Below are 15,426 nucleotides of genomic sequence, written 5' to 3' on the forward strand. Positions count from 1 at the left end.
AAAAATTAGCGCTTAAAAACACCTTAAAAGCATGTTGTCTATCCGCTCGATTGCCATGGGGTTCATGAATTTATTTTGTCAGCAAAAGTGAAAATAGCGCAAACGTGAGAGTCAACGGGCAGAGCTTATACAACACACAACTGTGTTAACACGCCACCATCACCTTGCTGACAGGCGCTACAATAACAAGGCAAAACGCCCGCCTCAAGCGGCACTTTGTACAGTAAACCAGCAACTGAATAAATACTGCATAAAATGCTTAAACCACCCAAAGAACAACAATTAGAAATCAACTTAGTAATTAAAAATCAATAAATTACACTGATTAACGCATTGTCAGATGGGATAATTATTTGTGCATATTTTTAAGCATATTTATATCAACCCAAAACCTAGAGCTTTAGAAATAGCAATAAAAAACGCAGCGTTAAACAAAGCTGCGTTTTTTATATTTGTTTATGTTTAGCTTAGCTTTACACAATGCAAGACCTGACCCCCGATGGTTTGCTAATATCTCGTAAACTCAGAAAACAAAAATTTTACAACTGGCAATAATTACCGCAAAATATAAAACACAAATAAATCAACCTCTTATTATAAAGACTATTCTATGGATAGATTAAATTTACGCTTCTTAATACCATTGACCATTGCAGCATATTCTTCATCTGCACTCGCTGCAAATTTGGAAGTTGAATACAAGCCTTACAAAACACAACTTGGCTCCCCTCATACACTTGAGATTCATGCTAAAGGAATAACTAAATGCCAAAATCCAAAAGGATACGTTTATCCTGGCGTTACTTCTGATGGTTCTTTAGATTTTACTTGGACAACAACTCGTGAAGTTACAGGAAAAAACAGCTCAACAGTCGAATGCACAACCACCTCTGGGGGAAAACTAACAAAAACAGCTTATTACGAAATCACACTCCCCCCCCAGCCTACACTTGAAGCGGCTTATTCACCAACTGAAACACTGCTTGGTAATAGCCATACCTTATTTATAAATGCTGAAAATGTATCTCGCTGTTACAATTCAGGGGGATATGAGTATCCAGTAGACCCTCAAACAAACAAGTTAGACTTCACTTGGACAACCACTAGGAGTAATTCAGGTGACAACTCATCCACTATAATATGTGAAGGCCTCTCAAGTGAAAATAAAACAATTCGAAAAACAGCCCATTATACAATTTTAGGACCAGAGGTTAGTAACGTAAATTACTATCCATCGAAAGTTGCTATTGGTGAAACACAATCTTTTAATTTTGAATATAAAAATGTCCAAAGATGTGTCGGCATCAAAAACGGTAAATATAATTCTAATGACTATAAATTAAAACCCGATGCAAATGGTTCATACAGCGGTTCTTTTACTTGGCAAAGTCCGGTAAGAGAGGTTGCTGAACAATATACTCAAACTGTGAAGTGTTTCGATAAATTAAATTCCACCATCTCGAGCTCTACTAATAATGTAATTGAAGAAAAAGTTGATATATATGTTAATAACAAACATATTATCTCTGATAAAAATTTCGATATATCAGTGGCGAATACTGATTTGGATGACATTATCAAGGTTAAAGCTCACTTTAAGGGAAACAACTGCAGACTTTCAGAAGATCCATCAACTCATTTGAATGGCGCTAAAATGAGCTCCAATGGTTTGATTCACGAGATAAATATAAAACAGGCTTATTTGAAAGATATTCTGTATATAAAATGCGACATTCATGGCATAGCACGGACCATGCGAAGTATTACTTTCTCTAACACTCAGATGAATAAGCTAGAAGCGGCAGTATCAAATATTATATTAAATCAAGGTTATCCGAGTGTTGGTGGCAAACAAAAAAACTTCTATGCTGAATTCGATAGGCTCGTTATTTTATCAAAAATATATGAAAACATAGATACTTTCACGCAAGAATTAGGAATAGATGTAGCAAGTAGAATTGAAAGCTACATGATACATCGTATCAAGGAGTTTTGGGATGATACCTGTGAACTAGATCAATTTGGCAACATGACAAATGATTTAGTTCAATGCCGACAACCTATCCCATTTATATCACCTAATTCTAATAAATCTTGGTACCTCTGGAATTCACCGTCTAGTTCTGCACATCATGGAAAACATTGGCACTATGAGTGGCGAGCCGCCGCGGGCGTAGCAACAGCCATAAGCGCCATACTCACTAGTTCAAAATCTTCCGAACAAAGTAAATATCATGCTCGACGAGTTTTAAACAATATTAAAGTACATATTTGGGACAAATGGAGTGATACGAATATAGAAGACATAAGATATATATCTCAAAAGCCTTACCCACAATGCAGTTACATGGAGCCCGTGCAAGAAAAACCAAAAGAATGTGCAGGACAGTTACCCAGTGCGTCTAGTGTTAAATACTTAACATTGCAAAACTCAAATGTAGCCTGGATGTTAGCGCGAGGAGCAATTTTAGGACAAGCACTAAGAAAAGGAGGAGTAAATGTAAATTCTGCAAGCATCAACTCTCAACTGCCTCAATTTATTGGAAGGGATTTTGGCTACAATGTTGTGACCTGTTATAAAGCAGGAAAAACTGGCAAATGCGACTGGAACGGCATAGCTTTAAATGGCGCAGGTTCAGGTGATATTAGTCATGCTCAAGATTATATGTTGGCACTGTATAACTATGACAAAAACTTAGCTAGTTCTTTAACAGGTTCACTTACCTCTCAAGCTTGGTACCCTTATGCTACGGATTCGTATAGTTCCGAGGGGTTCGGTCAATTTGCTTACCAACAACAGGACACTAAATATTTCGGTAAATTTGACGCCTTCACGGGAGGTTATTGCAGCAAAACAATTTCGTATCAAGACGCACTTACTACGTACAACATTCTTAAAAACAAAATGAATACGGGCGGTATAAAGTGTGAAGGAGAAGATACATCCGATAACACACTGGAAAACTTCTGTGTTGCACAATGGTTTTTTCCTCAGCAAGAATTAAAAAATAGCTCCTGCTATTGGGCGAGTGGAAATTGGCAACCTCAAAGAAATATTCGATATTATGATCTACTCGGGTTAACTGATCGTAAGTTGATGAATCAAGTGAGGGATACGATGATACATAATGGCAACAAAGAGCAGTTGCTATCACTGTATATGACTTTGCTAACAACTAAATAAGTTAGCTGTAAAAGTAAATTTCTGGGTCTAAATTTGTATTGTGTATACCTATATATTCCTTCAGATAAAAATTATTAATTTCCAAAACCCACAAAAAAGCTCCTAAAAAGGAGCTTTGATCTTTTCAAAAAACTATAAGAGTTATTCAGCTAAACCTAGTGCTTCAAGGCGCTCTTTTGCAAGTTGGTAACGTGCGCGTACATCATCAATTTGCGCTGCCGTAAGCTTTTTGCCTAATGTGCGCAGGCCGCCTTGTTCGTCATTATGGTGAATACCAAATGCAAACTTTAGGTATTCTAATAGCAGTGGCTGTGCATCAAGGTATGAAATTGAGTTCATTGCTTGCGAGATTTTATTCGCCTCAGCCCAATTGCCGTCATTTACATACTCTTGCATGGTTACACTTGCTTTCGGGAAGATACACCCTACACCTGTAATGCCGCCACATGCGCCAGCAAGGCCTGCGTGAACGGTTACTGTGTCTACACCTGCTAAGATTTTTGCATCTTTGTTTTCTAGCATCAGTGTTTCAATAACTGAAACGTCAGTTGTTGAAATTTTAAGAGCTGTTACTTCAGGTAGTGCTGCAAGCTTTCTTAAAATATCGGTTGAAAGTGCATGGTAACCCGCTGCATCTGGATTATTGTAAGGCATAATCGTAATGCCAGCTTCACGTGCTGCATCAGCTGCAAGCGCGTAATATGCATACATTTCATCATCAGAAGGCGCTTCTTTGGTTTTTGGTGGCATTACCATTACCGTATCTACACCTACTGTCGCCAGCTCTTTAACAATTGTTGCAAGCGCTTCTTTGGTTTCTGCCGCAGCACCACTAATTAATGGCACGTTAAACTCTTTAGCAACCTCAGAAAGCGCACTTAGTAGAGAAAGACGCTGCTCAGCGCTTAGGTAGCTGTTTTCACCCAGCGTGCCCGAACCAACAAGGCCACCCATGCGTGTGCCAGCTTTACCTTCAACACGTAAAATATCTGCTGCGTACTTTTGTGTTGCAACTAGGTCAATTTCAAGTGCGCCTGTTTCAGTCTCTTTTAACCATGTAAACACGGCAGGCATAACCGTATAACGCCAATCTGTACTATTTGTTTGCATCGTATTACCTTTTGTATAAAATCTTTATTGCCTGACTATATCGTATAAAATATACAAAATAAACATTTGTGTGAAATTGTCTTTAATAAATGCTTAAAATTAGTGAGCTGTAATGAGTTTAGCAAGCATACAATTTACCTTAACTTAAAGCCTATTTGCCGTAAAACATCTACAAAACCCACCGTTTATAAACCTAAACCTCAGTTTTTAAATACGTTTAGTTATCTTTAGTTATTGAAAGGTTTACTAATGCGCGTGCGCTATTTATAGTTTTGTAAATTTTTGGGCGCACTTACTTTGCCCTTAGCCATTTCACTATTGCACTTTTTAAGTGTTAATACGTGCTGCTTATTTATGGAAATATCATGGAAGTTATCGATATAAAAACATTTATCCCGAGTAAGGACTACGAGGTCTCTTTATCTTTTTATGCTGAAATTGGCTTTAAGTCTGAATATGTGAGCGATGATCTTACGCTTTTTGAAAATGGCGATTGTCTTTTCTTCTTGCAGCGCTTTTACAACGAAGATTTAGCAAATAACTTTATGTTGCAAATTTGCGTTGCGGATATCGAAGATGCGTTTAAGTTATGTAGCAACTCAAAATACAAAACTAAAATCACACCAATCCAACAAGTGCCTTGGGGCAAAGTATTTTACCTATGGGGACCTTCGGGCGAACTTTTGCATATTACCCAGTTAGGCAGTTAATTAACAAAATATGATAGCTCAACTTAACCATTCAAATAGCGATATTGCTTCGCACATTTACGCTGTGTTTCAAGCTTCTTATAAAATTGAAGCCGCACTGATTGGCACCGATAATTTTCCACCGCTATCGCGCACACCACAGGATATAGCAAGCTCAAAGACTCTGTTTTATGGTTTTTATGAGGGTGACAGCCTTGCTGGTGTTATCGAAATCACATATCAAGACAACCTATTAGAAATAGACAGTTTAACCGTAGCGCCAGAGCATTTTCGTAAAGGCATTGCCGGACAACTGATGGAGTATGTGTTAAATGCGTTTGATTTTAGCAAAGCCATTGTTGAAACCGCGGTAGTTAACGCGCCTGCTATTCGCTTATACCAAAAGCACGGCTTTAACGAGTTTAAGCGTTTTACACCCAGCCACGGCATTGAAAAACTAGCGTTAGTACTTGATTTTTCAAGCTGAAAATTAGTTTTCTGTGCATAACCCTAAGGTTTATTTAATCAAAAGGCCGCTTTCAATCTTCCTTTTTAAAGGCCTCATAAATAACTGCGTGATAAAAATAAATAGGCTATGTTTGTTAAGCGAATAATCAGCTAAAAGCTTGCGGTAATAACTTTGTTAACTCGCTCCCACGCATACCTAGAGGTAAAACATGGAAATTAATGTTTCAACAGAAGTAAATTGCGCCAAAGAAAAAGTGTGGCAAGCAATCACAGACATAGCTAACTGTAAAAATATGATTTCCGCGATTATCGATTTAGCCGTGATTGAAAAACCAGAGACAGGGTTAGTTGGTTTAAAGTGGAGCGAAACACGCGAGATGTTTGGTAAAGAAGCAAGTGAAACCATGTGGATAACCGAGGCAGTAGAAGGCCAATATTATTGCACCCGCGCCGAAAATTGTGGTGCGGTATACCTTACTAAAATGGCTGTTGCCGAAGACAATGGCAAAACAATTCTCTCTATGTCTTTTTCTAGTGAGTCGATGTCATTTATTGGCAAAGTGTTTTCAGCATTAATGGGGCTATTGATGAAGAAATCTTTAGTAAAAATGCTCGAGAAAGATTTACAAGACATAAAACAGTATCTTGAAAATAAATAGAGCCTGTTAAATAAGAAATTACATTAAAAAAGGCGCATAAATGCGCCTTTGATTTTTCGAAATGATAGAGCGAAATGTACTCTATAGTTTAAAGTATGTTCAAACCTAGTCGTTTTAATCGAGGCGACGAGTTGCAGACCTAGTGGACTAAGTCAAAAATCGTCAACAAAGATAAAAGCGACTAGGCTTGAACCCTTTGGGCAGCGCCTCTATGGGTTTATTACTGCGTTATCGCTAGAATTATTTGGAGAACCAAACTTCACTAGCTCTGCCTTGTACTAAACCCATACTTGCAGCTGCATAGTTAAACAATAGAGTTCATTTCGCTCTTATTCGAATCGGTAGCGAACATTCACGCCTATCGTTCTAGGTTTTAATGTCACTACGCGGCCAGGGTCTGAACTTACATCGCTATAACGGCCACCGCTGTAACTTACACGCGGCTTTTCTTGGCTTACGATGGTGTCTTCGTCAAATAGGTTGCGAATAAACACGCTAATATCCCAATTTTTGTAACTAAAACCACTGGCGAGAGTGGTCATAGCATAGGCATCGCCAGTAGCTGCAGCGATTACTTCTGGTGAATCGTCTTCGCTTACGTAATCACGGATATAATCGCCGGTGTAGTTCCAATCTAGTCGCACATAAGCGTCTTGTTCAAATACTTCAGTGTAGTAGCTAACAGCTAATGCAAAACGCTCATCTGATACGCCTAACATCGCATCGCCCACATTAATATTTTGCCCAAGGGCAGCGTCAGACAGCTCAGTGACTTGATGATCAAGCAAGGTAGCTGATGCGCTAAACTCTAAGTCACTTGTAGCCTGCCAAAGTGCACTTACTTCAAGGCCATTAATCTCAGCCGCACCTGCATTAATATTAAAATCGAAAGACGTAACAGGATCCGTTAAACCAAACTGAATATCTTGCCAATCAATTTGATACGCCGACATATCGAGTGTTAACGCGCGGTTGAATAATTGGCTCTTTAAGCCAAGCTCGCTCGACACTAAACTGTCAGAATCAAACGTTTGTGGTACCGTTAAACTACCATCGCGAATTGGAAATGCGCGGTTTACGCCACCAATACGGTAACCTTCAGCAATCGTTGCGTAGACAAGCGTATCCCCAAAATCGTAGGAGGTATTGAACATAAATGAAGCGTCGTCTTCTTGTTGTAAAAAGCGGGCTTCGGTGTGGTAATTGCTGGCAACGTTGTCGGCAATAATTTGATGATACTGGTTTTCGCTAATTAAGCCGTTTTGGTAATCGTCTTTTGCAAGTGATACATAAGTACCGCCAAAAATACCACCTTGCTGATAGTTATTGCTTACTTCAACATCAAAAAAGCGACTACCCACGCTGATTTGCCACGCATCGCTTAACGAATAAGTTAGGTTTAGGTATGCAGCACTTTCTTCAATTTCTTCTTCTCTGTCAGAGTAAAACCACAGATCGGTGCCGATAACGCCAAACTCGTTTGGATTATCTAGCGCAGCTTGCTCATAGTTAGTGCTAAAGCCAAAAGGCACAAACGACGAATAAGCAGATTCTAACCCTTCATACACCTCACGCTGTTGCCATAGGTTGTCGCGCTTGGCATAAATCGCACCTGCAACCCAATTAAGCTTGTCGTCAAATGCACTGCCGACAAAGCGCAACTCATGACTTGTGCTTTTATAATCAATCGGGCGAATACGCACTGACGATAGTGGCTGACCCGACTCATCCACGTGGCTGTCTAGGTTGTAATCAAACTTTGAAGAGAAATCACCGACCCACCAGTCAATACCATGGCGCTCGCGCGACACATCACTAATGCGCTGATAATCACGCTTACTTAAACTTGAGATCCAGCTAATTTCAGCAAAGTCTGCATCATAGGTAGCGGTAAAATTTAAAATCGTGTTGTCATCTTGGTAAGCTTCTTTGTCGCGCACAGCTGCTTTATAGCTGCCATAGCCAGCGCCATTATTACCTTTGCTAATTAAGTTTGGGTTCCAGTTCGCTAAACCATCTACCTCAACATTATGTATTGCCGCCATAAAATCTAAGGTAAGATTGTCGCTTGCATCCCAACGTAAACTAACGCGACCGCCTACGGTGTTTTCGTCGTTGTAATTTTCTTCGCCGGTGTTTGGGTCAATAATTTCATAGTCACCGGTGTGAATATAACCAAGGTTATCAATCCAACCGTCTAAGTCTTTACGATAAGCCACAACTCGCAGTGCTGCATCATCACTTAACGGGGTATTAAACATCAGCGATTGCTTGTTACCTAAGCCGCCGTTTTTAGTTTGCTCAAGTCCTGCTTCAAACCAATAATCAATGCCGCTGGTATCTGCTTTATTGGTGATATAGCGCAGCGCTCCACCCATGGCGCTACCACCGTAAAGCGTACCTTGTGGCCCGCGTAACACTTCGACACGTTGCACATCAATCAGGTCAATATCTGGGTTACGACCGTTTTGCGATAAATTAATTTCATCCAAATAAACCGACACTGTTGGCATTTGAAAACGGTTACTTGGAAAGTTAACACCACGAATAATAATATCTTGGGTACCTGGGGCTGCTGATTCAGAAAAGTTTAAGCCAGGTACTGTGCGAATAAAGTCGGCAAAGTTAGTTGCACCAAGTTGCTCTAGCGATTCACCACTTACCGCACTCACAGACATGCCAGTGTCTTCAATTGAGGTTGCGCGGCGTGATGCGGTGATTTGAATACTTTCCATTTCTTTTGTGGCTTGATCGTTACTGGCAGCCTGTACGTTTGGCGATATAAAAAGGCCTGTTAATACCGCCAGCGATACCGATGAAAGCGAGGCAGTTAAATGCGATAGATGTTTCATGTTTTCCCTTAATAGAATGATGTTTAATTGCGTGGCAAAGTCATTTTTTATAATTAACGGCGACCTTGGCACAGGCCATCTCCATGGCAGTTCAATTCCTGGGCTTAAATTACGGGGCCGCAGGCAATAAAACAGCATCATTCAGCGCATAGCAACCGCCTAAAAAAGGAACAATCGACCACTTTGCGTAGCCAACTTTTAAACATGAATTTTTATTCAAAAGCACTCATTTGAAAACTATAAAATCATTTTAAATCATATAGATAAAACACAAATTATTATGCAAGCAGAAATAATTATTTTGCTAAAACAACGTGAAGAAAATTAAAGTTAGGCGAAATAAACAAAAAGGCTTAAAGCTTAGCGTTTCAAAAGGCGTTTTTAGCCAATTTCTGTTAACTTAAAGCGTACAAATTAAAGCAATATAGATCTAACTCGTTACAGTGTAAGCTAGCTTGAGTGGGTAAAGATGAGCAACTTTTTAATCTTTCAAAGGGGTATAGTTATGGAACGCATTCACATAGACGGAAAATTAATTTCACCCATTGCTTCAAACGCTTACCAAGAGCTGATACGCCTTGAACTAGCTAACTCTGAGCTCGATTCTGCTTTTCCATTTAAGCCAAACACACCGCGTTACCTAATTGCAATTGATGATGCACATTGGGGCTATTACAAAGTGCTATCAAAAAAAGAGTTAGCAAATAATCAAACCAGTATTTTAACTTTGCATAAACAATAGAAATGAAAAAGGGTTAGCTGTCGCTAACCCTTGGGCTTATATCATCAAGTTGATTTATTAACTTGAATTCAGTTTGCGCTATTAAAAAATCCATTGGCAACAATTTGGCTGTCTTCAATCATTTTTTTGCCATTGCACCATACGCTGTGCACGGTTAAATCTGATTGACGAAGCAGCACCACATCGGCATCCCCATTTTGTTTAAGCTCGCCTTTGTTAAGGCCAAGAATGCGCGCGGGGTTTATCGTAATCGCACTTAATGCTTTTTCAAGAGGCACATTAAATTGTTTTACCGCCTGCTGAAATGAACTTAGCAATGACAGCTCAGTACCCACTTCAAAACCGACGAGCTCATTTTGCTCATTATAAATTGGCAAACTCGCATGACCGTCTGAACTCATGGTCAGCTGCCCCACTGGCACCCCTTTATCTAAGCAATAGGCAAGGGCTTCGGCCGCGGCAAGCTCGCCGTTAGCCAAATCGTATTCGGTAGTGCTGGTCGTAAAGTCGATGGTGCCACCTGCACGGCAAAATTCAATGCCCGCCGTTAATAGCTCGGCGTTACGGTTCATATGTGTTGGGTAAAACTGGTAGATCGGAATATCCGTGTTATTGGCCACATCATGCAGCAAATTAACATGCGCTTTGCCTGAGCCAACATGAATCGATACGGTGCCGCGTTTACCACTTAAAAGGCCTGCGGTTCTGGCTTCGGCGGCGACTTCAGCAAGTTGCTGCGCAGTAATTTGGCGACCGCGATGATCGCTAATGGCCACTTCACCCAAACCAATTACTTCATCCACATACATAATGTCATGGCTAATGCTTTCGCCCAGCGTTTTTGCGGGTAAATGATACGACCCCGTATGACAAAAAGCGTTTAAACCTTCTTGCTTTAGCCCTTTTGCTTTGGCGATTAAGTCGCTGTGAGTTCGGCTAACATCATCGGTACCAAGCGCACCAACCACAGTGGTAATGCCTGCAATAGTGGCATCCGTTAAGTTCATTTCTGGTGTGCGGCTGGCAAAACCCGCTTCGCCACCGCCGCCACTAATGTGCACCAGTGAATCAACAAAGCCAGGCGCTACAATTAAGTCGCTGCCATCAATCACCTCACATGCAACATTGGTATCGAGGTTAATGTCAGCTTCGATTGCAATAATTTTTGTGCCTGCAATAAGCACGTCTTGTTTACCGAGTCTTTTAGGGGAATAACACTCGGCCTGCTTAATTAGAGTTAACATAATGTTTTATTGATAATTTATAAGATGCGCAACAATCACCACTGCGCTTGCTAAAGAGAATAAAAACAACATAAAGCGCCAAATGAATTGCGCCCATTCGTTCCATGAAAGTTTTACAACGCCTAAACAGCCAATCAAACTCGCTGACGTTGGGATAATAATATTGGTTAGGCCATCACCTAGCTGAAATGCCAGCACCGCTGTTTGACGCGATACGCCAATTAAGTCAGCAAGTGGCGCCATAATTGGCATCGTAATCGCGGCTTGACCTGAACCCGATGAGACAAAAAAGTTAAACACTGATTGGAATAAATACATAAACCAAGCAGCTATCACATCGGGCACATGCGAGATAAACGACGCCGCATAATAAAGTAGCGTATTGAGTAACGAATACTCGGCTAAATCGCCACCGCCAAGCAATAGCACTAAGCCTTTTGCAAGACCAACTAATAGCGCAGCTGGCAGTAGTTCGGCACTACCATGTTTAAACGCGGACACAGACTCTTCAATGCTCTGCCTGTTGCCAAGCTTGGCAATAATCGCCACAACTAAACCCAAAACAAAAAACTGGGTAGCAAGTTCAGGAATGTAATAGCCTTTTGCCGTAACGCCATAAATCACCCAAACAATCACCGCTAAAAAGCTAACTAACAGCAGTTTGTCGGTATTGGTGAGCGCAGCTTGCGCGGTATTTTCAGGCAATTGTTCAATGTTACGAATGCTCGATGCGTAACGCACGGTAAATACCATTCCAACAAAAATAAACAATGCAGCAATAGCAGTACGCAACTCTGCACCTGAAAAGACAGGTAAGCCTGCAATACTCTGCGCAATGGCAATACTAAACGGGTTCATAGGTGATGCCGCAAAACCAATTTGCGTTGCCACATACGTCACCAGCACAGTTACTTGCGCGTTATAACCAAGCTTTTTCATGATCGGAAAGAGCACAATACAAAATGCAATGGCCTCTTCACCCATACCAAAAATAGCGCCGCCTAACGCAAAGGTGATAAACAAACTAGGTATAAACAGCCAATCAATACGCGTAGTCGAGCTAATTAGCGCCATAATGCCGTTATCAATGGCTTTGGTATGCATCAGCACACCAAATGCACCACCAGTAATTAAAATAAACGCAATTACGCCAATTGCTGCGCCATTTCTATCACCGCTGACTAGGCCTTCAAACAGAATATTAAGTAAGCCTGCATCGCCGTTTGTTGCAAACAGCGCCGCGGGCTGAGGGCTTACCGCTTGGCTAAATTGCGCCAGCGATACGGTAGCACCTTGGCTGATACCGTCGAATTTTCCCGGCAATACAAAGAAAGACACGAGATAGCAAAGCCCTGCGATCATTAATAAAATAACGAACGCATCAGGCATTTTAAATTGTTGTTTCATGTGTGTTTTTAAAAGTGGGGTTGCCCCCACTTGCCCATTAGAAACGGTAAGTTACACCAAGGTTATACGTAGTACCGTAAGCATCGTGATTAATTGAGTCAAAACCACGTGATGAGCCGTAAACGCTCGGTGGCTTTTTATCGAATAAGTTATCGATACTGGCGCGGATCATCACTGAATCTGATACTTCATAACCCGCACTTAAGTCCACCACAGTCCAGCTTTTCACATCGCGCTGTTCGTTGTCATCTAATTCGCCAAGTTCAATTAACTCGTCGATTTCACGGCCGCGTAAACCTTCTATATCATCTTGATAACTATCAGTATAGTTTGCACCAAGCGAGATGTAATAACGCTCTGCATCAAATGAAATTGAAAAACGACCGACATTTTCAGGGTAGCGGAATGTGCCAACAAGTTGCTCAATGTCGTCTGAGCCAGGCTTATTACGGTCGTAATCAAGGTAGTGCGTGGCGTCGAGTTTTAACGTTAAATCACCCGCATCAAAACGAAAACGCTGATCAATTTTAATGTCTAAACCACGAATATCTTGGCTACCGGTGTTTTCTAATTGAATCACATGGTCGCGATAAAGCTCTAGGCTGTACGAACGCGGATCATATTCATTGATGTAAGCCGCTAAAATTTCATCTAAGTTTGCACCCGCTTGGTCAATGTAAAGGCCGCTATTATCGGTCACACTACATACGTCTTCACCGTATGAAATACCCATTTCACCATTAGGAACTAAACCACAGTGGCGCAATGATTCATCAGTAATAGCACGGGCAAGTACCCCAGTCATATTGGTATCAATGACATCGTCGTAATTAAATTGCCAGTAATCTAATGTGACGGTGGTATCGCGACTTGGGCTCCATGCAAAACCAAGCGATAATGACTCAGATTCTTCGGCATTTAATGCGCTGTTACCTAACTCAAGACTATTTACCGTCACTTGTGTGCCGTCACCTTCGCAGTATAAATCAGCTACCGCTTGGTTAGCGCCACAATCAAAAGTTGATGTGGTTGTTCTTAGTTTTACACCTGCTTGGGTAAGCGAAGGTGCTCTAAACGAGGTTGCCCACGCTGCGCGTAACATTACTGAATCAACTGGACGATAGCTTATGCTCACTTTAGGGTTAAAGGTCGAGCCAAAGTCATCAAAATGGTCATAACGCCCTGCAAGTTGCATTTCAATTTTGTCACCTACTGGTACATAAAGCTCGGCAAATGCGCCAAATTGCGCGCGTTCAGCTTCGGCAATGCTCGAACCATAACCAAATACATCTACTAAGTATTCGTTGTCAGCATTTGCTACCGCGTTAGTTGATGGAATATCTGAAAGCTCTTCTTTGCGGGCTTCTAAACCAAATGACGATTGAATATCCATGTCGCCAATTGACATTAGTTCGCCAGAAAGCGTGAAATCCCAACCGTAAACACGGCTTTTACCGTTACGCGTTGGTGTTTCTTGCGTAAGCGCTAATGTTGCATCGTTAGTGCCATCACCCACTAAAAATGGGTTATAAAAATCAAGTAACGAACCTGCACCACAGCTAATATCGCCATTATTTTGCTGTGCAATTGTGCCATCTGAACACAACTCACCTGCTAGTGCTGCATGGAATTTATAGCGGTTGTAAACGCCCTTTACAGCCACTTGATCTGAGCGTGATTCAGAAAACATGATGCCTGTTTCCCAATCCCAATCTGCTAACTGCCCTTCAAGACTAGTAACAAAACGCATGTTTTCAGATTCAACTTCCACCGTGCGAGGGTCGTTAAAGCGCGCATCAAATTGGAAACCCCACTGCTCTTGCCCTAGCAAAGTATCAAACGGGTCAATATACAGCGAATCAAGTAATGGGTTATTGCCGTTAGCATCATCATAAATAAACAAGGCATCTTCTTTTACCCACGGGCCTTCGCTGTCATCCAGCTGGTTAATTGCTGCAGGTGTTGAATACGCAGTAGATTTAGTTTTGCTATAGAACATCTCGGTATTCCAAACAAGGTTACCCACAGCTTGGTTAAACATGAAACCACCCGACATACTTTCAAACGGTGCACGTAATACATCGTCTTGATTACCGTAGTAAGCACAAATTTGCTCGCCATATTCGGTTGTAACCGTCTCTGTTAAACAGCCTGGTGCAGGCTGTTCATTACCATCACGGCTGCTGTAGTAATAAATATTTGGCGTGTTTTCAAGCTTTGGTAAGTATGAATAACTGTTAACTAAATTAGGTGAAGCAAGGTAATCGCGGTCGCTTGCATTAAACTGGTTGCGGTCATAATAATCGGCAAATACGGTTAAGTTACCTTCGCCAATTTTGGTGCCCCAAATAAGGTTAATTTGTTTTTTACTTTCATCTGAATTTTCAAAGCTATCACCGTAACTCACTTCAACTTCACCGCCATCGAAGTCTTTTTTCAAGATGTAGTTAATAACACCCGCAACCGCATCTGCACCATAAATTGCCGACGCGCCTGTCGCTAAGATTTCAACGCGCTCAATTGCTGCTAATGGAATAGAGTTTACGTCGACAAAGTTTTGCGTGCCTGCAGCAAATGAACTTGGCGCAACGCGACGACCATTAATCAACGTAAGTGTTGCCGATGGTCCCATACCACGTAAGCTTGCTGCCGCTTGTCCTGCTGGTGTAGCGGTTGATGTACTGCCACTTTCACTGGTTGAGAATGTGCCTGCGCCGCCTTTTAGCTGAGGAATATCTTGCAGTAATTCGTAAATGGATGAAGCGCCTGAACGCTCGATGTCTTCTGCACTTAAAATTGTGATTGGCTGGGTGCCTTCAAGGTCAACGCCTTTAATGCGAGAACCTGTGATCTCAATGCGTTCTACTGATTCTGCTTCTGAATTTTTGGCTGGTTGCTCTGCAGCATGTGCTGACACTGACAGCGCTGCAAAAATGGCTAAGGTTAACTTGTTATACATACTTCACCTGTTTCTGATTAGGTGATTAAACAAAACAGACATATCCCATAAATTTGAGGGATCGATTGCGCAATTTAGACGCAACTATGCCGTGTTTTAGCCAATGTAATTG

General features: G+C 41.3%; 10 protein-coding genes. 5 read left to right on the forward strand and 5 right to left on the reverse strand.

All coding sequences use genetic code 11. From position 1 onward, the window contains the following. The first annotated feature begins 610 nt into the window (after positions 1 to 610). Entirely contained in the window at positions 611 to 3,184 is a 2,574-nt protein-coding gene (locus AAEU29_RS08465; protein ID WP_421972914.1) for a hypothetical protein, read from the forward strand. A 141-nt stretch (positions 3,185 to 3,325) separates the two neighbouring features. Here AAEU29_RS08465 and AAEU29_RS08470 read toward each other — a convergent pair whose 3' ends face one another. After that, positions 3,326 to 4,294, reverse strand: a complete 969-nt coding sequence (locus AAEU29_RS08470; protein WP_421972915.1) for a dihydrodipicolinate synthase family protein — start codon at positions 4,292 to 4,294, stop codon at positions 3,326 to 3,328. A gap of 365 nt (positions 4,295 to 4,659) precedes the next feature. On the opposite strand from AAEU29_RS08470, the gene AAEU29_RS08475 reads away from it, so the two are divergent. The 3 genes from AAEU29_RS08475 to AAEU29_RS08485 all read left to right on the forward strand — a co-directional run bounded on the left by AAEU29_RS08475 (position 4,660) and on the right by AAEU29_RS08485 (position 6,110). Next, positions 4,660 to 5,004: a VOC family protein gene (locus AAEU29_RS08475; RefSeq protein ID WP_421972916.1), complete on the forward strand. Its 345-nt coding sequence runs from the start codon at positions 4,660 to 4,662 to the stop codon at positions 5,002 to 5,004. Between the two features lie 10 nt (positions 5,005 to 5,014). Continuing rightward, entirely contained in the window at positions 5,015 to 5,470 is a 456-nt protein-coding gene (locus AAEU29_RS08480; protein WP_421972917.1) for a GNAT family N-acetyltransferase, read from the forward strand. 190 nt (positions 5,471 to 5,660) lie between these two features. Next, positions 5,661 to 6,110, forward strand: a complete 450-nt coding sequence (locus AAEU29_RS08485; protein WP_421972918.1) for an SRPBCC family protein — start codon at positions 5,661 to 5,663, stop codon at positions 6,108 to 6,110. A gap of 329 nt (positions 6,111 to 6,439) precedes the next feature. Here AAEU29_RS08485 and AAEU29_RS08490 read toward each other — a convergent pair whose 3' ends face one another. Continuing rightward, complete coding sequence (locus AAEU29_RS08490; protein ID WP_421972919.1) at positions 6,440 to 8,962, reverse strand: TonB-dependent receptor; 2,523 nt, start codon at positions 8,960 to 8,962, stop codon at positions 6,440 to 6,442. Between the two features lie 505 nt (positions 8,963 to 9,467). Here AAEU29_RS08490 and AAEU29_RS08495 point away from each other — a divergent pair. Further along, a complete protein-coding gene (locus AAEU29_RS08495; RefSeq protein ID WP_421972920.1) occupies positions 9,468 to 9,704 on the forward strand; it encodes a hypothetical protein in 237 nt (78 codons plus the stop codon). Between the two features lie 68 nt (positions 9,705 to 9,772). Here the strand turns inward: AAEU29_RS08495 and iadA are convergent, their stop codons facing one another. From iadA to AAEU29_RS08510, 3 genes are read right to left on the reverse strand one after another with little or no spacing between them, the layout of a single operon-like run. Continuing rightward, complete coding sequence (iadA, locus tag AAEU29_RS08500; protein WP_421972921.1) at positions 9,773 to 10,948, reverse strand: beta-aspartyl-peptidase; 1,176 nt, start codon at positions 10,946 to 10,948, stop codon at positions 9,773 to 9,775. Positions 10,949 to 10,954: 6 nt separating this feature from the next. Further along, on the reverse strand, positions 10,955 to 12,355 hold the full coding sequence (yfcC, locus tag AAEU29_RS08505; protein WP_421972922.1) for a putative basic amino acid antiporter YfcC: 1,401 nt from the start codon (positions 12,353 to 12,355) through the stop codon (positions 10,955 to 10,957). 37 nt (positions 12,356 to 12,392) lie between these two features. Next, a complete protein-coding gene (locus AAEU29_RS08510) occupies positions 12,393 to 15,314 on the reverse strand; it encodes a TonB-dependent receptor (RefSeq protein ID WP_421972923.1) in 2,922 nt (973 codons plus the stop codon). Positions 15,315 to 15,426: the final 112 nt, after the last annotated feature.

The organism is Pseudoalteromonas aquimarina (assembly GCF_049257255.1).
Classification (GTDB): Bacteria; Pseudomonadota; Gammaproteobacteria; order Enterobacterales; family Alteromonadaceae; genus Pseudoalteromonas.